Raw genomic sequence first — 20,471 nt, forward strand, 5'->3', positions numbered from 1 at the left:
TCCACGCGCGGCCCATTTCCTACTACGCTCATCCCCGCACATGAACTCTCTTTGGCCGATCACGTCTGATAGGAGGAAATGCGCCCCGACTCGCGTTAAACTGCGCGGGTTTTTAGCCCCCCCATTCCACCGGAGCCTTCCATGTCCCGCGTTACCTTGAGTCGCTATTTGATTGAGCAGACCCGCAGCAACAACACTCCTGCCGATCTGCGCTTCCTGATCGAAGTGGTGGCGCGTGCCTGCAAGGAGATCAACCACGCCGTGTCCAAAGGCGCCCTGGGTGGCGTTCTGGGCAGCATGGGCACTGAAAACGTCCAGGGCGAAGTGCAGAAAAAGCTCGACGTGATCTCCAACGAGATCCTGCTCGAAGCCAACGAATGGGGCGGTCACCTGGCCGGCATGGCGTCCGAAGAAATGGACAACGCCTACCAGATTCCGGGCAAATACCCGAAAGGCGCGTACCTGCTGGTATTCGACCCGCTGGACGGTTCGTCGAACATCGACATCAACGCCCCGGTCGGCACCATTTTCTCGGTACTGCGTTGCCCGAACGAATACCTGAGCCAGAACGAGCCCTTGAATGAGAAGGCTTTCCTGCAGCCAGGCACCCAGCAAGTGGCCGCCGGTTACGCGATCTACGGCCCGCAGACCATGCTGATCCTGACCCTGGGCGACGGCGTGAAAGGTTTCACCCTGGACCGTGAGATGGGCAGTTTCGTACTGACCCACGAAAACATCACCATTCCTGAAACCACCCAGGAATTCGCCATCAACGCTTCCAACCAGCGTCACTGGGAAGCACCGGTACAGCGCTACGTCAGCGAATTGCTGGCCGGCGATGAAGGCCCGCTGAAAAAGAACTACAACATGCGCTGGGTTGCCGCGATGGTGGCTGACGTGCACCGCATCCTGACCCGTGGCGGTCTGTTCATGTACCCACGCGACAGCCGCGAGCCGTCGAAGCCGGGCAAACTGCGCCTGATGTACGAAGCCAACCCGATGTCGTTCCTGGTGGAACAGGCAGGCGGCGCGTCCACCGACGGCCACCAGCGCATCCTCGACATCCAGCCGGAAGGCCTGCACCAGCGTGTTGCGGTGTTCCTCGGTTCGAAGGAAGAAGTTGCCCGCGTCACGGCTTACCACAAGGAATAAACCATGACCGCGCCCTGGCAGCCGTTGCTTGATTGGTGGTTCGGAAGTTTCGGGTCAGCGAAGGAAGTGGCGGCGCAGAAGGGCAAGTTGTGGTTTGGCAAGCGCGACAGCCAGGACCTCGAAGCGCGTGAGCGTTTCGGGGGCCAGGCCGAGCAGGCACTGGCCGGCGGTTTGACCGAGTGGATGCAATGTCCCGAAGGTTGGCTGGCCCTGGTGCTGTTGCTCGATCAAATCCCGCGAATGATCTTTCGCGATACTCCCAAAGCATTCTCCGGCGATTCCCGCGCACAGAAATTGGTAGCCCAAGGTATTGCGGCGGATTTCGATCGCCAGTTGCAGCCGATTCAGCGGGTGTTCATCTATCTGGTGTTCGAGCACAGCGAAAACCTCGCGGTGCAGAACGAAGGTGTCTCGCGCTATATCGAACTGGTGGCGCAGCAGCCTGAAGGTGACCGAACGCTGTTTGCCGATTACCTCGATTATGCCGAGCGGCATCAGAGGGTGATTGCGCAGTTTGGGCGGTTTCCCCATCGCAATGCGGTGTTGGGGCGGGAGTCGACGGCTGAGGAGTTGGAGTTTCTGTCGAAGCCTGGATCAAGCTTCTAGCCCTTCTTTGCGGCTGATTCCGTCTTCGCGAGCAAGCCCGCTCCCACAAGGGATTCGTGAACGACACAGATCCACTGTGGGAGCGGGCTTGCTCGCGAAGAGGCCCGCTACATCACCTCAAATCCTGAAACTACCCACCAGCTGCTTCAACCGCGCCGCCTGCTGCTCAAGATCGGCACACGCACGCAAGGTTGACTGCAGGTTCTCCACGCCTTCCTGGTTCAGCGTGTTGATTTCGGTGATGTCGACGTTGATCGACTCCACCACGGCGGTCTGTTCCTCGGTCGCGGTGGCCACCGACTGGTTCATGCCATCGATCTCCCCGATGCGCTGGGTCACGCTGCCCAGACGTTCGCCCGCCTGGTTGGCGATGCCGACGCTGCTTTCGCTCTGGCGCTGGCTGTCGGTCATGATGCCCACCGCTGCCCGGGCACCGACTTGCAGCTCTTCGATCATCGTCTGCACTTGCTGCGCCGAGTCCTGGGTGCGGTGAGCGAGGTTGCGCACCTCATCGGCCACCACGGCAAAACCACGGCCGGCCTCGCCAGCGCGGGCCGCTTCAATGGCGGCGTTGAGTGCCAGCAAGTTGGTCTGCTGGGAGATGCTGGTGATCACTTCCAGGATCTGCCCGATGTTGACCGTGTTGCTGTTGAGGGTCTCGATGTTGCCGCACGAGTCGCTGATCTTGGCCGACAGTTGCTGCATCGCCGCGATGGTTTTATCCACCACCTGTTGGCCGTCTTCGGCCAGGCTGCGGGCATCGCTGGAATGTTGCGAGGCGAGGGCGGCGTTCTGGGCGATTTCCTGGGCGGCGGCACCGAGCTGGTTGATCGCCGCGGCCACGCTGCTGGTGCGCGAGGCTTGCTGGTCGGAGTTGAACATCGACGAGTTCGAGGCGGCGACTACCCGCAGCGCCACTTCGTTGACCTGGCCGGTGGCCGAGGATACTTCGATGATCGAGGTATGGATGCGCTCGACGAAACGGTTGAACGACAGCCCCAGCGCGCCGAATTCGTCGTGGCCGTGAATGGTCAGGCGCTTGGTCAAGTCACCTTCGCCTTCGGCGATGTCATGCATGGCGCGACCCATGGTCAGCAACGGTTGCATCAACAGGCTGATCAGCATGCCCAGCAGGGCGATGATGATCACCACCGCAATGACCATGGCGATGATCGCCGAGGTGCGGAATTCGCTGAGCATCGAGAACGCGGTTTCCTGGTCGAGCACCAGCGCTACGTACCAGTCCGCCGATGGCACGCCGTTGACGTGGGTGAAAGAGATGAACTGACGCTTGCCGTCGATCTCGACTTCCTTCATGCCCGGGCTGACTTTCGGCGCGCCGTTGGGGTAGGCCTCGGTCAGGTTCTTGAGCACCAGCTTGCTGTCCGGGTGAATCAGGATCTTGCCGTCGGCACCGACGATGAACGCATGGCCGTGACCGCCGAAGTTCAGCGAGTTGATGATCGCGCTGACGCTGGACAGGTCGATGTCGGCGCCGGCGACACCGATCATCTGGCCCAGGTGCTGCACCGGGGTGGCGACTGTGATCACCAGCTTGCCAGAGGAGGCGGCGATGTAGGGTTCGGTGACGATGGTCTGTTGCGCACTATTGGCCGCCTTGTACCAGCCACGGGCGCGCGGATCGTAGTCCGCCGCGCGGTTGCCCGCCGGGACCGAGAACATCACGCCGTCGGCGCCACCGAAGTAACTCAGCTGGAAGTTGCCGGTGTAGGCGGGCAGGTCGATGATTCGTTTCAGGCCAGCGGGAGCATTGCCGTCGGCGTTGATCTGTTGGGCCATCGACTGCAGCAATTGCATGCGGCTTTCCAGCCAGGTCTGGATGTTGCTGGTGGTCAGGCTGCCGAGCTCCTGCATCGAGGCTTCGGTACTGTTGCGCAAGGTTTCGCGTTGGCGATAGTCGTTGAACAGGATGAAACAAGCGAATGCGACGGCCACCACGAGGGCGGCAGCCAGCAATATCTTGTGGCTGAACTTCATGTTTCTGGTCATGGGTGAGCTACCGCAGAGGGGCTGTTCTACAAAATGGGGGAGCAAATGCCACTGACGTGGCTTTGCGTTGCATTTATGTCGACTGAGCGGCGCCAAAGATTAGGCGAATTCTCTGAAAAACGACGAAATGCCCGGTAAACAGGCAAAGTGGCTGATTTTCGGCAAAAGGTAGACGAGTGGCCCGATAAATAGCCTGCCGGGCAGGGAACCTGACAGGGGTTTTCTCTTCTAAGCTTCAGCTTGGCAGCCATGCCAATCCCCTACGCCCCCGGAGTTTCACCATGTCGTTGCGTTCCATCGCCCTGCTTTCATTCTGCGTATTGCTCGCTGCCTGCAGCAAGGTCAATCAGGAAAACTACTCGAAGCTCTCCGCCGGCATGGCCAAGGCCGATGTGGAGACCCTGTTGGGCAAACCCGCCGATTGTTCAGGCGCGCTCGGCATGTCCAGCTGCACCTGGGGCGACAAGAACAGCTTTATCAGCGTGCAGTTTGCCGGTGACAAAGTGCTGATGTTTTCCGGCCAAGGCCTGAAGTAAACCGGGGCGATCGCCCACGGGAGAAAAATAATGAAGCGGTTATTGATCATCCTTTTTGCCGGCCTGGTGTTGGCTGGCTGTGCCACGTCTGGCCAGGACCCATTGGCCCCCAAGACGGTCAATAGCGTCAACCTCAAGCGCTACCAGGGCACCTGGTACGAGCTGGCTCGTATGCCGATGTACTTCCAGCGCGACTGCGCGCAGTCCGAAGCCCATTACACGCTCAAGCCCGACGGCAACCTCGCAGTGCTGAACCGCTGCCTGACGGCACAGTGGCAATGGGAAGAGGTCAAGGGCACGGCTTATCCACAGGTGCCCGGCAAGAGCGACAAGCTGTGGGTCGAGTTCGATACCTGGTTTTCCAGGCTGATCCCGGGTTCGGCGAAGGGCGAATACTGGGTGCTGTACGTCAGCGATGACTACAAGACCGCCATCGTCGGTGACCCGAGCCGCAAGTATCTGTGGCTGTTGTCGCGCACGCCGACCGTGAACGGTGTGGTGCGTGAGGAGTTGCTGAGCAAGGCACGTCAGCAGGGGTACGACACCACGCGGCTGATCTGGCGGGCCTCGGAAAAGCAGATGGCCGAGACGTCCAACTGATTACAGATAACACTGTGGGAGCGAGCTTGCTCGCGATAGCGGACTGTCAGACAACATCAATGTTGAATCTGATGGCCCTATCGCGAGCAAGCTCGCTCCCACAGTTGTTTTGTGTCAGCCCAGGAGTTCGCGCAGGACTTGAGTGAAGGCGCGGCTGCTTTCTTCCTCGTCGGCATGCCGCCCGTCACGCACTACCCACTGGCCATTGACCAACACATCCCGCACCTGGCGATCGCCGCCGGCAAACAACCAGCGGTTGAGAATTCCGTCGCCGCTGGCCGTTGCCAGATACGGGTCGTTGCCATCGAGCACTAGCCAGTCGGCGCGCTTGCCGACTTCCAGGGCGCCAATCGGCTGACCCAGCGCCTGGGCACCGCCATCCAGCGCGGCATCAAACAGCGTGCGGCCGACCATTGGCTGATCCGCGCCGTACAAACGATTACGCCGCTGATCACGCAGACGCTGGCCGTATTCCAGCCAGCGCAATTCTTCCACCACGCTCAACGACACATGGCTGTCGGAACCGATGCCCATGCGCCCGCCTTGCGCGAGGAAATCCACCGCCGGGAAAATCCCGTCGCCCAGGTTGGCTTCGGTGGTCAGGCACAGGCCGGCGATGGCGCGGCTCCTGGCCATCGACGTGACTTCTTCCGGGTTGGCGTGGGTCGCGTGGACCAGGCACCAGCGCTGGTCGACTTCGACGTTTTCGTACAGCCATTGCAGCGGACGACGACCGCTCCAGGTCAGGCAGTCGTCGACTTCTTTCTGCTGCTCGGCAATGTGGATGTGCACCGGGCATTGTTTGTCGCTGGCGGCCAGCACTTCGCTGATCTGTTGCGGCGTGACCGCGCGCAGCGAGTGGAAACACAGGCCCAGGGCCTGCGCCGGCTGCTGCGCCAGGAGCGGTTGCAGGCGCGATTGCAGCTTGAGGTAATTTTCGGTGCTGTTGATGAAGCGACGCTGACCTTCGTTCGGAGTCTGGCCGCCGAAACCGGAGTGGCTGTAGAGCACCGGCAGCAGGGTCAGACCGATACCGGCGGAACCTGCGGCCTGGCTGATACGCAGGGCCAGTTCGGCCGGGTCCGCGTAAGGCTGGCCACTGATGTCATGGTGTACGTAATGAAATTCCGCCACCGATGTGTAACCGGCCTTGAGCATTTCGATGTACAGCTGACGGGCGATGACGCCGAGTTGTTCCGGGCTGATTTTTCCGACGAGGCGATACATCAGGTCGCGCCAGGTCCAGAAACTGTCGTTCGGATTTCCCGCCACTTCCGCCAGCCCGGCCATGGCCCGCTGGAAGGCGTGGGAGTGTAAATTCGGCATACCCGGCAGCAGCGGACCGCTTAGCCGTTCGGCGCCATCTGCGTTGGAATCGGCCTGGATATGGGTCAAAACGCCGTCGGCGCTGACCTCAAGACGTACATTGTTGGCCCATCCACTAGGCAGCAGCGCGCGTTCGGCAAAGAAGGCGGACATGGTTCAGCACCCCATCGTGTGTTATTTGTATATACATATACAGACGTTTGCCTGCCCGGTAAACTCCGGCAAGCTAGCAATCTCTTTTCAACGAACAAGGATTAACCGTGCCGACTCCGCCTCCAGTCTCTCCGTTGGCCGCGAACATGGGCGACAGTCCGGCGCCCTTGTACGCCCGCGTCAAACAAATGATCACCCAGCAAATCGACAGTGGAAACTGGCCGCCGCACTACCGCGTGCCGTCGGAAAGCGAGCTGGTCAGCCAGTTGGGCTTCAGCCGCATGACCATCAACCGCGCCCTGCGCGAGATGACCGCCGATGGCCTGCTGGTGCGCATGCAAGGCGTCGGCACGTTCGTCGCCGAGCCGAAAAGCCAGTCTGCCTTGTTCGAAGTGCACAACATCGCCGATGAAATCGCCTCTCGCGGTCATCGCCACACCTGCAAGGTCATCACCCTTGAAGAAGAGGCCGCCGGCTCCGAGCGCGCCCTGGCCCTGGACATGCGCGAAGGGCAGAAGGTGTTCCACTCGCTGATCGTGCATTTTGAAAACGATATTCCGGTGCAAATCGAAGATCGTTTCGTCAATGCGCTGGTGGCGCCGGACTACCTCAAGCAGGACTTCACCCTGCAAACGCCCTACGCCTACCTGAACCAGGTCGCGCCGCTGACCGAAGGCGAGCACGTGGTCGAGGCGATCCTGGCCGAGTCGTCCGAATGCAAATTGCTGCAGATTGAAAAAGGCGAGCCGTGCCTGCTGATCCGTCGCCGCACCTGGTCCGGCCGTCAGCCGGTGACCGCCGCTCGCTTGATCCACCCCGGTTCCCGTCATCGTCTGGAAGGTCGGTTCCATAAATGAATCAGTTAAAGGTTTTACGCGCCAAAGATTACCCGCGCATGCCGTGGAAGAACGGCGGCGGCAGCACCGAAGAAATCACCCGCGATGCCGGCACCGGTCTGGATGGCTTTGGCTGGCGCCTGTCGATTGCCGACATTGGCGAATCGGGCGGGTTTTCCACCTTCGCCGGTTACGAGCGAGTGATCACTGTTTTGCAGGGCGACGGCATGAGCCTGACGGTGGATGGCCAGGATACTCGGCCACTGTTACCGCTGGACCCATTTGCCTTCAGCGGTGAAAGCAAGGTTTCCTGCACATTGCTCGGCGGTGCGATTCGCGATTTCAACCTCATTTACGCACCGCTGCGTTACGCCGCGCGGTTGCAGTGGTTGTCGGGCGAGCAGCGGTTTTTCAGTGAGGCGGGGACTGTGCTGGTCTTCAGTATCAGCGATGCGCTTGAAGTGAAGGTCGGTACCAGCGCTTCGCAACTGGGTCGCCATGATTGCCTGCAACTGGTCGGTAACACCGGATTGCTGGAAGTCTCCAGCAATGGCGCCTGCTGCGTGATCGAACTCATCGCACGCTGATACACCATCCCTGTAGGAGCGAGCTCGCTCGCGAATAACCCAAATTCGCCGCTGGGCATCTGGTTCTACGCGTTATCCTTCACGACCATCGCGAGCAAGCTCGGCTCCTGCAGGGGCCATGTTTGCCCGCGATGTTGTGCTACCCCTCAGACCGTTTCCGTCCGCGCACCAACTTGTTACCGAACGCCCCAGTGTGGCGCAAGACCACGCTCAAGTAACAACCCGCCTATCCTCCAAAAAATCCCCTCGAAAAATTTCATCTACGCCAAAACCCTTGTTCCAAGGGCTCTCCAGCTGTTTCCGAACTTTTCTTGAATGCTCATCCAACAAGTTGGCCGCTTGATTGCATATGCTTGTATGTACAAGTAAAGACGTATGCGTATGAGTCACGAAGACTCAACCATCGTCCACTGATTCGCCGGTGTGCACTGATGCCCATTGGCTTGCTCGCCCACTGCCTGGGTTGGTTTGGATTGATTGCTGAGGAGTTCTTTTCGTGACCGAGAATAAACGTACCAAGTTTCGCGACGTCGAAATCCGTGCCGCACGCGGTAACAAGCTGACCGCCAAGAGCTGGCTGACTGAAGCGCCGCTGCGCATGCTGATGAACAACCTCGACCCGGAAGTCGCCGAGAACCCTAAAGAACTGGTGGTTTACGGTGGTATCGGTCGCGCTGCACGTAACTGGGAATGCTACGACAAGATCGTCGAAAGCCTGACCAACCTGAACGACGACGAGACCCTGCTGGTGCAATCCGGCAAGCCGGTCGGCGTGTTCAAGACCCACAGCAACGCCCCGCGCGTACTGATCGCCAACTCCAACCTGGTTCCTCACTGGGCGAGCTGGGAACACTTTAACGAACTGGACGCCAAAGGCCTGGCCATGTACGGCCAGATGACCGCCGGCAGCTGGATCTACATCGGCAGCCAGGGCATCGTCCAGGGCACCTACGAAACCTTCGTCGAAGCCGGTCGCCAACACTACAACGATGACCTCAAAGGCAAGTGGGTACTGACCGCCGGCCTGGGTGGCATGGGTGGCGCCCAGCCTCTGGCTGCAACCCTGGCCGGCGCTTGCTCGCTGAACATCGAATGCCAGCAAGTCAGCATCGATTTCCGCCTGAAAAGCCGCTACGTCGACGAGCAGGCCAAAGACCTCGACGACGCACTGGCCCGCATCGCCAAATACACCGCCGAAGGCAAGGCGATTTCCATCGCGCTGCTGGGCAACGCGGCTGAAATCCTGCCTGAACTGGTCAAGCGCGGCGTGCGCCCGGACATGGTCACCGACCAGACCAGCGCCCACGACCCGCTCAATGGCTACCTGCCAGCCGGCTGGACCTGGGACGAATACCGCGCTCGCGCCAAGACCGAACCTGCTGCCGTGATCAAGGCCGCCAAGCAATCGATGGCCGTGCACGTTAAAGCGATGCTCGACTTCCAGAAGCAAGGCATCCCGACCTTTGACTACGGCAACAACATCCGTCAGATGGCGCAAGAAGAAGGCGTGGAAAACGCATTCGACTTCCCGGGCTTCGTACCGGCCTACATCCGTCCGCTGTTCTGCCGTGGCATCGGCCCGTTCCGTTGGGCTGCACTGTCGGGCAACGCTGAAGACATCTACAAGACCGACGCCAAGGTCAAGGAACTGATCCCGGACGACGCCCACCTGCACAACTGGCTGGACATGGCCCGCGAGCGCATCAGCTTCCAGGGTCTGCCGGCACGTATCTGCTGGGTTGGCCTGGGCCTGCGCGCCAAGCTGGGTCTGGCGTTCAACGAAATGGTCCGTAGCGGCGAGTTGTCCGCGCCAATCGTGATCGGCCGCGACCACCTGGACTCCGGTTCGGTATCGAGCCCGAACCGCGAAACCGAATCGATGCAGGACGGTTCCGACGCCGTTTCCGACTGGCCACTGCTCAACGCTCTGCTCAACACCGCGAGCGGTGCGACCTGGGTGTCCCTGCACCACGGCGGCGGCGTCGGCATGGGCTTCTCCCAGCATTCGGGCATGGTGATTGTCTGCGACGGTACTGACGAAGCGGCCGAGCGTATCGCTCGCGTGCTGCACAACGACCCGGCCACTGGCGTCATGCGTCACGCCGATGCCGGTTACCAGATCGCCATCGACTGCGCCAAGGAACAAGGGCTGAACCTGCCGATGATTACCGGCAAATAACGCTGTACGGCTTTATGTGGGAGCGAGCTTGCTCGCGATGAGGGCGACACATTCAACCTCTTCGTTGACTGAAAAACCGCTATCGCGAGCAAGCTCGCTCCCACAGAAGCCAACACCGACAACCGATATACCTATAACAATCCACAGAGGTTGAATCATGGCTGTTAACAGCGAACGTGCAGGCAACAAACCGTTGATCGAGAAGCGTTCGATCGACTACATCCCGGAAGCGGAAAGACACGGTCGTCTGTTTAGCCAGTTCACCCTGTGGATGGGTGCCAACCTGCAAATCACCGCGATTGTCACCGGCGCATTGGCCGTGGTGCTTGGCGGTGATGTGTTCTGGTCGTTGATCGGTCTGTTGATCGGCCAACTGCTCGGCGGTGGCGTAATGGCGCTGCATGCCGCGCAAGGCCCCAAGCTTGGCCTGCCGCAGATGATTTCCAGCCGGGTACAGTTCGGCGTGTACGGCGCGGCCATCCCGATCGTGCTGGTGTGCCTGATGTACCTGGGCTTCACCGCAACGGGAACCGTGTTATCCGGCCAGGCGCTGGGCCAGTTGTTTGGCGTCAGCGACAGCGTCGGTATCCTCATTTTTGCCAGTGTCATCGTGCTGGTCACGGTGCTCGGTTATCGGGTGATCCATTGGATCGGCCGAGTTGCCAGCGTCATCGGTGTGATTGCCTTCGTTTATCTGTTCTGGCGCCTGATGAGCCAGACCGACGTCGGCGCTCTCCTGCAAATCCGTCACTTCAGCTGGAGCAGCTTCCTGCTGGCGGTGTCGCTTGCGGCGTCCTGGCAGATTGCGTTCGGCCCTTACGTGGCTGACTACTCACGCTACCTGCCGAGCAATATTTCCTCGGTGAAAACCTTTTTCGCCGCAGGTGCGGGTTCGGTCATTGGCGCGCAGGTGGCGATGGTCCTCGGCGTGTTCGCGGCCGCTTCGGCCAACGGGCAATTCGCCGGTCACGAAGTGGCCTACATCGTTGGTCTGGGTGGTACCGGTGCCACCGCTGCGCTGCTGTACTTCAGCATCGCGTTCGGCAAGGTCACCATCTCCACGCTGAACTCCTACGGCAGCTTCATGTGCATTGCGACCATCATCAGCGGTTTCCGTGGTGACCTGAAGGTAACGCACTTGCAGCGTCTGGTCTTCGTGCTGGTCATCGTCGGTGCTGCGACCCTGATGGCGTTGCTCGGTCAGCACTCGTTCCTCGGCGCGTTCAAGTCTTTCATCCTGTTCTTGCTAGCGTTCTTTACCCCTTGGAGCGCGATCAATCTGGTGGACTACTACTGCATCACTTGCGAGCGCTATGACGTACCGGCTCTGGCCGATCCGAATGGTCGCTACGGTCGTTGGAACCTCCTCGGTATCAGCGTCTATGTGTTCGGTGTACTGGTGCAGCTGCCGTTCATCTCCACTAAGTTCTATACCGGTCCGCTGGTGGCGGCCCTGGGTGATGTGGATATTTCCTGGGTCATCGGCCTGGTGCTTCCCGCCGCCCTGTATTACCTGTGTGCAAAAAAATGGCACGGCACAGTGCCTGATCGTTTGATCCTGCCGGTCGAGCAGGGCGCGATCACCGAACAAAAGCTGAATGTCGGTCGCGCTGCGGCGCAGGCCTGATTGGACGTGGACAGGGCTGGATGCCTCTTGACTGCCGTAAGCCAATTCATGATTAGGAGCGTCACTACAATGAAATCGAACAAGACCCTGCTGACCACATTGCTTTCCATGGGCCTGCTGGCCAGTGCCGGCGCCACTCAGGCGGCGGGTTGGTGCGAGTCGGGCAAACCGGTGAAATTCGCCGGTTTGAACTGGGAAAGCGCCATGCTGCTGACCGACGTGATGCAAGTCGTGTTGGAGAAAGGCTACGACTGCAAGACCGACAGCCTGCCGGGCAACTCCATCACCATGGAAAACGCCCTGAGCAGCAACGACATTCAAGTGTTTGCCGAAGAGTGGGTCGGCCGCAGCGAAGTCTGGAACAAGGCCGAGAAGGCCGGCAAAGTCGTCGGTGTCGGCGCCCCGGTTGTTGGCGCGATCGAAGGCTGGTACGTGCCGCGCTACGTGATCGAAGGCGACGCCAAGCGTAAGCTGGAAGCCAAGGCTCCGGATCTGAAAAACATTGCTGACCTGGGCAAATACTCGGCGGTGTTCAAGGACGCCGAAGAGCCTTCCAAGGGCCGTTTCTACAACTGCCCGGCCGGCTGGACCTGTGAGCTGGACAACAGCGAAATGCTGAAAAGCTACGGCCTGGAAAGCACCTACACCAACTTCCGCCCAGGCACCGGCCCGGCGCTGGATGCCGCTGTGCTGTCGAGCTACAAGCGTGGCGAGCCGATCCTGTTCTACTACTGGTCGCCAACGCCTTTGATGGGCCAGATCGACGCGGTGAAACTCGAAGAGAAGCCAGGCGTGAACAAGACAGTGACCATCAAGGTCGGCTTGTCCAAGACGTTCCACGACGAAGCGCCTGAACTGGTGGCCGTGCTGGAAAAGGTCAACGTGCCAATCGACCTGCTGAACCAGAACCTTGGGCGCATGACCAAAGAGCGGATCGAATCACCAAAACTGGCCAAGATCTTCCTGAAGGAACATCCTGAAGTCTGGCACGCATGGGTGAGCGAAGACGCAGCCAAGAAAATCGACGCGGCCTTGTAGGTTGGGCTTCTCCGGCTGTCGGCAGCGGCAGTCGGACGCTTGATCGCAACCCCTTGATTGAGAGTCTCTTATGTTTCCCGAAAGCTTTACCTTTTCCATCGCCGACTGGGTCAACGGTTGGGTCGATTCGCTGGTTACCAACTACGGCGACGTTTTCCGCAGCATCTCCGACACCCTGCTGTGGGCCATCGTCAATCTTGAAGGCCTGCTGCGTGCTGCACCCTGGTGGCTGATGCTGGCCATCGTGGCCGGTGTAGCCTGGCACGCGACCCGCAAGGTCGTGACCACTGCCGTCATCGTTGGTTTGCTGTTCCTGGTGGGTGCGGTCGGCCTCTGGGACAAGCTGATGCAGACCCTGGCGCTGATGATGGTGGCGACGATCATTTCGGTGTTGATCGGCATTCCGCTGGGCATTCTCTCGGCACGCAGCAACCGCCTGCGTTCGGTGCTGATGCCGTTGCTGGACATCATGCAGACCATGCCGAGCTTCGTGTACCTGATCCCGGTTCTGATGCTGTTTGGCCTGGGCAAGGTCCCGGCGATTTTCGCCACGGTGATCTACGCCGCACCACCGCTGATCCGTCTGACCGATCTGGGCATTCGCCAGGTCGACGGCGAAGTGATGGAAGCGATCAACGCCTTCGGTGCCAACCGCTGGCAGCAACTGTTCGGCGTGCAACTGCCACTGGCCCTGCCGAGCATCATGGCCGGGATCAACCAGACCACCATGATGGCCCTGTCGATGGTGGTGATCGCCTCGATGATCGGTGCCCGTGGCCTGGGTGAAGACGTGCTGGTGGGGATTCAGACCCTCAACGTCGGGCGTGGCCTTGAAGCCGGTCTGGCGATCGTGATTCTGGCTGTGGTGATCGACCGCATTACACAGGCGTATGGTCGCGCACGGCATGAGGTGAGCAAATGAACAACGCAACCGTGAGCAAGATCGAAGTCAAGAACGTCTTCAAGATTTTCGGCAACCGTTCCAAGGATGCGCTGGCCATGATCGGCCAGGGCAAGACCAAGGACCAGGTCCTGGCCGAAACCGGCTGCGTGGTCGGCGTGAATGACCTGTCGCTGAGCATCGGCAGCGGCGAGATCTTCGTGATCATGGGCCTGTCGGGCTCAGGCAAGTCGACCCTGGTGCGCCACTTCAACCGCCTGATCGACCCGACCAGCGGCGCGATCCTGGTGGACGGCGTGGACATCCTGCAATACGACATGGAAGCCCTGCGCGAATTTCGTCGGCGCAAGATCAGTATGGTGTTCCAGAGCTTTGGCCTGTTGCCGCACAAGAGCGTGCTGGACAACGTCGCCTACGGCCTGAAAATCCGTGGCGAAAGCAAAGCCATGTGCGCTGAGCGTGCGCTGCACTGGATCAACACCGTGGGCCTCAAGGGCTACGAAAACAAATACCCGCACCAGCTATCCGGCGGCATGCGTCAGCGTGTGGGCCTGGCCCGCGCCCTGGCGGCGGACACTGACATCATCCTGATGGACGAAGCGTTCAGCGCCCTCGACCCGCTGATCCGCGCGGAGATGCAGGACCAGTTGCTGGAACTGCAAAAGACCCTGCACAAGACCATCGTCTTCATCACCCACGACCTCGACGAGGCCGTGCGCATCGGCAACCGCATCGCGATTCTCAAGGATGGCCGCCTGATCCAGGTCGGCACGCCAAGAGAGATCCTGCATTCGCCGGCGGATGAGTATGTCGACCGCTTTGTGCAGCGTCGGGCGGCGGTGGTTTAAAAGGTTTGTGCCGGCTGTGCTGGCCCCATCGCGAGCAAGCTCGCTCCCACAGTGGATCCCCGGTGTTCACAAAACCTGTGGGAGCGAGCTTGCTCGCGATGAGGCCGGTAAAGATGCATCAATATTCAGGTTTGTACGCAGAGGTTGAAGATGTCCCAGGCTGAAAAAATCGTTATCACCGAGTCGCAGGTCAGTTGGCAGGATGTGGTCGCCGTTGCTCGTCATGGCGCACAGCTTGAACTGTCGGCACCGATCTGGGCGCGCATCGAAAACGCACAGGCCATCGTCCAGCGCATTGTCACCAGCGGCGAACGTGCCTACGGCATCAACACCGGCCTGGGCGCGCTGTGCAACGTTTCGCTGCAGGACGAACAACTCAGCCAGTTGTCGCGCAACACCTTGCTCAGCCACGCTTGCGGCGTGGGTGCACCGCTGACCGACGAGCAGACCCGCTCGATCATGTGCGCGGCCATCGTCAACTACAGCCACGGCAAATCCGGCCTGCACCGTCAGGTCGTCGAAGCGCTGCTGGCGCTACTCAACCGGGGCATCACCCCGCAGGTGCCGTCCCAGGGTTCCGTGGGTTACCTGACTCACATGGCGCACATCGGCATCGCGCTGCTGGGCGTGGGTAATGTCAGCTATCGCGGGCAGATCGTTTCCGCGCAGCAAGCGCTGGCCGAAGAAGGTCTGCAACCAGTCAAGCTCGGTGCCAAGGACGGTTTGTGCCTGGTCAACGGTACGCCGTGCATGAGCGGCCTGAGCTGCCTGGCGATTGCCGATGCCACGCGCCTGCTGGAATGGGCCGACGTGATCGGCGCCATGAGCTTCGAAGCCCAGCGCGGGCAGATCGATGCGTTCGACGCGGAGATCATCGCGCTCAAGCCGCACCCGGGCATGCAACAGGTCGGGATCAACCTTCGGGCCTTGCTCGACGGCAGCGAAGTGATCGCCCAGAGCAAAGGCATTCGCACCCAGGATGCCCTGAGCATTCGCTCGATCCCGCAGGTGCACGGTGCTGCGCGCGATCAACTGGTGCACGCGATCAAACAGATCGAAACCGAGCTCAACGGCGCCACCGACAACCCGCTGGTGCTGGGCACCGCGGACAATTACCGCGTGGTGTCCCAGGCCAACCCTCATGGCCAGTCCGTGGCAATGGCGGCGGACCTGCTGGCGATCGCCATGGCGGAAATCGGCTCCATCGCCGAGCGTCGTCTGGACCGTTTGATCAACCCGCACGTCAGCGGCCTGCCGGCTTTCCTGGTGGCCAACCCGGGCGTGAACTCCGGGATGATGATCGTGCAATACGTGGCCGCTTCGCTGTGCGCGGAGAACCGTCAACTGGCGCAACCGGCAGTCCTCGACAATTACGTCACTTCCGGTCTTCAGGAAGATCACCTGAGCCTGGGCACCAACGCTGCGCTGAAGCTGCATCGCGCGCTGGAAAACTGCACGCAGATCCTCGCCATCGAGTATTTGCTGGCGGCCCAGGCGTTTGAATTCTTGAAGGAACAACGCTTTGGTGCGGGCACCGATACCGCTTGGCGTCTGCTGCGTGAGCGAGTTCCTGCCTACGACCAGGACCGCTGGCTGGCACCAGACATTGCCGCCGCTGCCAGTGTTCTGAAAGACCCTGTTTTGCTGCAAAAAACCTTACCGAATTTGAATTGATTTCCCTATAAAACCAGCGTGCCAAGGCGCCACCCTCTCAAAAAGGGGGAAGCGACGGACAACGGACATCTCCGGAGCGTCTGGTTAGTTAATAGCTAACTCTCAAAAGGAGCACAAAAATGACTGCGCTAAATCTGATTCCCGGCCAACTGACCCTCACCCAACTGCGTGACGTCTATCAGCAGCCGGTGAAACTGACCCTCGACAACAGCGCCTCGGCCCAGATCGAAGCCAGCGTTGCCTGCGTGGAACAGATCCTCGCCGAGAACCGCACCGCCTACGGAATCAACACCGGTTTCGGTCTGCTGGCCTCGACCCGCATTGCCAGCGAAGACCTGGAAAACCTGCAGCGCTCGCTGGTGCTGTCCCACGCCGCTGGTGTCGGCCAGCCGATCAGCGATGAGCTGGTGCGTCTGATCATGGTGCTCAAGGTCAACAGCCTGAGCCGTGGTTTCTCTGGCATCCGCCGTGTGGTGATCGACGCGCTGATCGCCCTGATCAATGCCGAGGTTTACCCGCACATTCCATTGAAAGGCTCGGTCGGTGCTTCCGGTGACCTGGCGCCTCTGGCCCATATGTCGCTGGTGCTGCTGGGTGAAGGTAAGGCTCGCTACAAGGGCGAGTGGATGGAAGCCACTGAAGCGCTGAAAGTTGCTGGTCTGACCCCGCTGACTCTGGCTGCGAAAGAAGGTCTGGCGCTGCTCAACGGCACTCAGGTGTCCACCGCATTTGCCCTGCGTGGCCTGTTCGAAGGTGAAGACCTGTTTGCTGGTGCCTTGGCACTGGGCGGCCTGACCGTTGAAGCGGTCCTGGGCTCGCGTTCGCCGTTCGACGCCCGTATCCATGCTGCCCGTGGCCAGAAAGGCCAGATCGACGCCGCCGCCGCTTATCGCGATCTGCTGGGCGAGCGCAGCGAAGTCTCCGACTCCCATGAAAACTGCGAGAAGGTACAAGACCCGTACTCCCTGCGTTGCCAGCCACAAGTCATGGGTGCCTGCCTGACCCAGTTCCGTCAAGCGGCCGAAGTACTGGCGATCGAATCCAACGCCGTTTCCGACAACCCGTTGGTTTTCGCCGCTGAAGGTGACGTGATCTCCGGTGGCAACTTCCACGCCGAGCCGGTGGCCATGGCCGCTGACAACATGGCATTGGCCATCGCTGAAATCGGTTCCCTGAGCGAGCGCCGTATCTCGCTGATGATGGACAAGCACATGTCGCAACTGCCGCCGTTCCTGGTGGCCAACGGCGGTGTGAACTCCGGCTTCATGATCGCCCAGGTGACTGCAGCGGCATTGGCCAGCGAGAACAAGGCGTTGTCCCATCCGCATTCGGTGGACAGCCTGCCGACTTCCGCCAACCAGGAAGACCACGTATCGATGGCTCCGGCGGCTGGCAAGCGCCTGTGGGAAATGGCCGAGAACACCCGTGGGATTCTCGCGGTGGAATGGCTGGCGGCAGCCCAGGGCCTGGACCTGCGCAATGGTCTGAAGACTTCGCCAAAACTGGAAAAAGCCCGTGCCATTCTGCGTAACGAAGTGCCGTTCTATGAGAAGGACCGCTTCTTTGCACCGGATATCAACGCTGCGAGCGAGTTGCTGGCTTCCCGTTGCCTGAACGAGCTGGTGTCGGCGAAGTTGCTGCCTAGCCTGTAATTGCCCCTTCGCGAGCAGGCTCGCTCCCACAGGTGCATGCCACCCAATGTGGGAGCGAACTCGCTCGCGATTCGATTTTGCGTCGGATAACAATAATTAGGGACGAGAAATGCAACAGCCAGAAAAAGGTTTGAAACGCGGGCTCTCTGCCCGACATATTCGCTTCATGGCGCTGGGGTCGGCAATCGGCACCGGGCTGTTTTATGGATCTGCCTCGGCCATTCAAATGGCCGGTCCTGCGGTACTGCTCGCTTACCTGATCGGTGGCGCGGCGGTGTTCATGGTCATGCGCGCCCTCGGTGAGATGGCGGTGCACAACCCGGTGGCCGGCTCTTTCGGCCAGTACGCCAGCACCTATCTGGGGCCGATGGCGGGCTTCATCCTCGGTTGGACCTACGCATTCGAAATGGTCATCGTCGGCATGGCCGATGTCACTGCATTCGGTATCTACATGGGCTTCTGGTTTCCGGAGGTTTCCCGCTGGATCTGGGTGCTGGGTGTCGTTTCCATCGTTGGCGGCCTGAACCTGTGCAACGTCAAAGTCTTCGGTGAAATGGAGTTCTGGCTGTCGCTGCTCAAGGTTGCCGCCATCGTCGCGATGATCCTGGGTGGTTTCGGCATCATGTGGTTCGGCATCAGCTCGGCCCCCGGCCAGGCGACCGACATCAGCAACCTCTGGAGCCACGGCGGTTTCATGCCCAATGGCATGGGCGGTCTGATCGCTTCGTTCGCGGTGGTGATGTTTGCGTTTGGCGGTATTGAGATCATCGGCGTAACGGCAGGTGAAGCCAAAGACCCGCAGCACGTGCTGCCCCGGGCGATCAATGCTGTACCGTTGCGGATCCTGCTGTTCTATGTGCTGACGATGCTGGTGCTGATGTCGATCTTTCCATGGCAGCAGATCGGCAGCCAGGGCAGCCCGTTCGTGCAGATTTTCGACAAGCTGGGGATCAGCTCGGCGGCCACCATCCTCAACATCGTGGTGATCACGGCGGCGATTTCGGCGATCAACAGTGACATCTTCGGCGCTGGCCGCATGATGTTCGGTCTGGCCCAGCAAGGGCATGCACCCAAAGGCTTCGCCCGCCTGTCGCGCAATGGCGTGCCATGGATGACGGTAGTGGTGATGAGTGCCGCGCTGTTGCTGGGCGTGTTGCTGAACTACCTGATCCCGGAAAACGTGTTCCTGCTGATCGCTTCCGTCGCGACCTTTGCCACGGTGTGGGTCTGGCTGATGATTCTGGTGACCCAAGTGGCCATGCGCCGGTCCATGAGCGCCGAGCAGGTTGCACAACTGAAGTTCCCGGTACCGCTCTGGCCTTATGCGCCGGCGGCGGCGATAGCCTTCATGCTGTTCATTTTCGGCGTGCTGGGCTATTTCCCGGACACCCAGGCAGCGCTGATCGTCGGCGTGGTCTGGATCGTGTTGCTGGTGCTGGCTTACCTGACGTGGGTGAAACCGGCGGCGGGCCAGGCAGCCCTGGTGACGCAGGATCCTAATTTTTCCCATCGATAACCTAATGGAGGCCAAGGATGAAAACTCTCTGGCAACACTGTCACGTCGCAACCATGGCACAAGGCGTCTACTCGATCATCGAGGATGCGGCCATCGTGACGTCAGGAGCGCACATTGAGTGGATCGGCCCGCGCGGTGAGTTGCCGGCGGGCGAGTATCCGGCCGTCAATGATTTGAACGGGGCCTGGGTCACGCCGGGCCTGATCGACTGCCACACTCACACGGTGTTCGGCGGTAACCGCAGCGGTGAATTCGAACAGCGCCTGCAAGGCGTCAGCTACGCGGAAATCGCCGCCAGTGGCGGCGGTATCGCCAGCACCGTACGCGCCACCCGCGCAGCCAGCGAAGATGAACTGTTCGCCAGTGCCGCCAAGCGCCTGAAAAGCCTGATGCGTGATGGCGTTACCAGCATCGAAATCAAGTCCGGCTACGGCCTGGACCTGGCCAACGAGCGCAAGATGCTGCGTGTGGCCCGTCGCCTCGGCGCCGAACTGCCGGTCAGCGTGCGCAGCACCTGCCTGGCGGCTCACGCCTTGCCGCCGGAGTACAAGGATCGCGCTGACGACTATATCGATCACATCTGCGCCGACATGCTCCCGGCCCTGGCTGCCGAAGGGCTGGTCGACGCCGTGGATGCGTTTTGCGAGTACCTGGCGTTTTCCCCGGCGCAGGTCGAGCGGGTGTTCATTACCGCCCAGGCACTGGGCCTGCCAGTGAAGCTGCACGCCGAGCAGTTGTCGTCGCTGCATGGCTCGAGCCTGGCGGCGCGTTACCACGCGTTGTCCGCCGATCACCTGGAGTTCATGACCGAGGACGACGCCATCGCCATGGCCAAGTCCGGTACGGTCGCGGTGCTGTTGCCCGGCGCCTTTTACTTCCTGCGTGAAACCCAATTGCCGCCGATGGAAGCCCTGCGCAAGCACGGCGTGAAAATCGCCATCGCCAGCGACCTCAACCCGGGCACCTCGCCGGCGCTGTCGTTGCGCCTGATGCTGAACATGGCTTGCACCTGCTTCCGCATGACCCCGGAAGAAGCTCTGGCCGGCGCGACGATTCATGCCGCCACCGCGTTGGGCATGGCCGATACTCATGGTTCGCTGGAGGTCGGCAAGGTCGCGGATTTTGTCGCCTGGCAAATCGATCGTCCGGCCGACCTGTGTTACTGGCTGGGCGGCGACCTGGAAAAACGCGTCGTGCGCCACGGCGTCGAATCAAGTCTGTAGGAGATCT

At 60.6% G+C, this 20,471-nt stretch carries 17 protein-coding genes and 1 pseudogene; 15 read left to right on the forward strand and 3 right to left on the reverse strand.

Annotation, left to right across the window (positions count from 1 at the left end; translation table 11 throughout):
- Positions 1-141: 141 nt before the first annotated feature.
- Together ABIE16_RS20515 and ABIE16_RS20520 are read left to right on the forward strand one after the other, a co-directional pair.
- Positions 142-1,152 (forward strand): class 1 fructose-bisphosphatase, encoded by a 1,011-nt coding sequence (locus tag ABIE16_RS20515; protein ID WP_150811990.1) that lies wholly within the window; start codon positions 142-144, stop codon positions 1,150-1,152.
- A 3-nt stretch (positions 1,153-1,155) separates the two neighbouring features.
- Positions 1,156-1,758: a DUF924 family protein gene (locus ABIE16_RS20520; protein WP_429521819.1), complete on the forward strand. Its 603-nt coding sequence runs from the start codon at positions 1,156-1,158 to the stop codon at positions 1,756-1,758.
- A 117-nt stretch (positions 1,759-1,875) separates the two neighbouring features.
- Here ABIE16_RS20520 and ABIE16_RS20525 read toward each other — a convergent pair whose 3' ends face one another.
- The gene (locus tag ABIE16_RS20525) at positions 1,876-2,640 is read right to left on the reverse strand and encodes a methyl-accepting chemotaxis protein (RefSeq protein WP_371318464.1); all 765 of its coding nucleotides are present in this window, start codon (positions 2,638-2,640) and stop codon (positions 1,876-1,878) included.
- Positions 2,641-2,733: 93 nt separating this feature from the next.
- Positions 2,734-3,768 (reverse strand): annotated as a pseudogene (locus tag ABIE16_RS20530) (HAMP domain-containing protein); the annotation flags it as partial.
- Between the two features lie 281 nt (positions 3,769-4,049).
- Between ABIE16_RS20530 and ABIE16_RS20535 the strand changes: the two are divergent.
- Positions 4,050-4,304 (forward strand): hypothetical protein, encoded by a 255-nt coding sequence (locus tag ABIE16_RS20535; RefSeq protein ID WP_007975531.1) that lies wholly within the window; start codon positions 4,050-4,052, stop codon positions 4,302-4,304.
- A gap of 30 nt (positions 4,305-4,334) precedes the next feature.
- Positions 4,335-4,904, forward strand: a complete 570-nt coding sequence (locus ABIE16_RS20540) for a lipocalin family protein (RefSeq protein ID WP_057712393.1) — start codon at positions 4,335-4,337, stop codon at positions 4,902-4,904.
- Positions 4,905-5,018: 114 nt separating this feature from the next.
- Here ABIE16_RS20540 and ABIE16_RS20545 read toward each other — a convergent pair whose 3' ends face one another.
- Positions 5,019-6,383 carry a formimidoylglutamate deiminase gene (locus ABIE16_RS20545; protein ID WP_429521820.1) on the reverse strand — a complete coding sequence of 455 codons (1,365 nt, stop codon included), beginning with the start codon at positions 6,381-6,383 and terminating at the stop codon, positions 5,019-5,021.
- 146 nt (positions 6,384-6,529) lie between these two features.
- Here ABIE16_RS20545 and hutC point away from each other — a divergent pair, with 146 nt between their 5' ends.
- From hutC to hutI, 11 genes are all read left to right on the forward strand, one after another.
- Positions 6,530-7,240, forward strand: coding sequence for a histidine utilization repressor (hutC, locus tag ABIE16_RS20550; protein ID WP_173677901.1), 711 nt, complete (start codon positions 6,530-6,532; stop codon positions 7,238-7,240).
- Entirely contained in the window at positions 7,237-7,806 is a 570-nt protein-coding gene (locus ABIE16_RS20555; protein ID WP_349734696.1) for a HutD/Ves family protein, read from the forward strand. Before hutC ends, ABIE16_RS20555 begins: the two co-directional genes overlap by 4 nt.
- Before the next feature lie 496 nt (positions 7,807-8,302).
- The gene (hutU, locus tag ABIE16_RS20560) at positions 8,303-9,985 is read left to right on the forward strand and encodes a urocanate hydratase (protein WP_349734694.1); all 1,683 of its coding nucleotides are present in this window, start codon (positions 8,303-8,305) and stop codon (positions 9,983-9,985) included.
- 157 nt (positions 9,986-10,142) lie between these two features.
- Positions 10,143-11,612, forward strand: coding sequence for a purine-cytosine permease family protein (locus ABIE16_RS20565; RefSeq protein ID WP_429521821.1), 1,470 nt, complete (start codon positions 10,143-10,145; stop codon positions 11,610-11,612).
- Between the two features lie 69 nt (positions 11,613-11,681).
- Positions 11,682-12,650, forward strand: coding sequence for an ABC transporter substrate-binding protein (locus ABIE16_RS20570; protein ID WP_218495268.1), 969 nt, complete (start codon positions 11,682-11,684; stop codon positions 12,648-12,650).
- Positions 12,651-12,720: 70 nt separating this feature from the next.
- Positions 12,721-13,572: an ABC transporter permease gene (locus tag ABIE16_RS20575; protein WP_057712387.1), complete on the forward strand. Its 852-nt coding sequence runs from the start codon at positions 12,721-12,723 to the stop codon at positions 13,570-13,572.
- Positions 13,569-14,399 (forward strand): quaternary amine ABC transporter ATP-binding protein, encoded by an 831-nt coding sequence (locus ABIE16_RS20580; protein WP_052961897.1) that lies wholly within the window; start codon positions 13,569-13,571, stop codon positions 14,397-14,399. The genes ABIE16_RS20575 and ABIE16_RS20580 overlap by 4 nt, the downstream gene beginning before the upstream one ends.
- A 150-nt stretch (positions 14,400-14,549) precedes the next feature.
- Positions 14,550-16,073, forward strand: coding sequence for a histidine ammonia-lyase (gene hutH, locus ABIE16_RS20585; RefSeq protein ID WP_090452628.1), 1,524 nt, complete (start codon positions 14,550-14,552; stop codon positions 16,071-16,073).
- 119 nt (positions 16,074-16,192) lie between these two features.
- Positions 16,193-17,725: a histidine ammonia-lyase gene (hutH, locus tag ABIE16_RS20590; protein ID WP_429521822.1), complete on the forward strand. Its 1,533-nt coding sequence runs from the start codon at positions 16,193-16,195 to the stop codon at positions 17,723-17,725.
- A gap of 109 nt (positions 17,726-17,834) precedes the next feature.
- A complete protein-coding gene (locus ABIE16_RS20595; RefSeq protein ID WP_057712384.1) occupies positions 17,835-19,241 on the forward strand; it encodes an amino acid permease in 1,407 nt (468 codons plus the stop codon).
- A gap of 17 nt (positions 19,242-19,258) precedes the next feature.
- Positions 19,259-20,464: an imidazolonepropionase gene (hutI, locus tag ABIE16_RS20600; RefSeq protein ID WP_218495264.1), complete on the forward strand. Its 1,206-nt coding sequence runs from the start codon at positions 19,259-19,261 to the stop codon at positions 20,462-20,464.
- The last annotated feature ends 7 nt before the right edge of the window (positions 20,465-20,471 follow it).

It is taken from the genome of Pseudomonas sp. 2725, from assembly GCF_050434585.1.
Lineage (GTDB): Bacteria > Pseudomonadota > Gammaproteobacteria > Pseudomonadales > Pseudomonadaceae > Aquipseudomonas > Aquipseudomonas jessenii.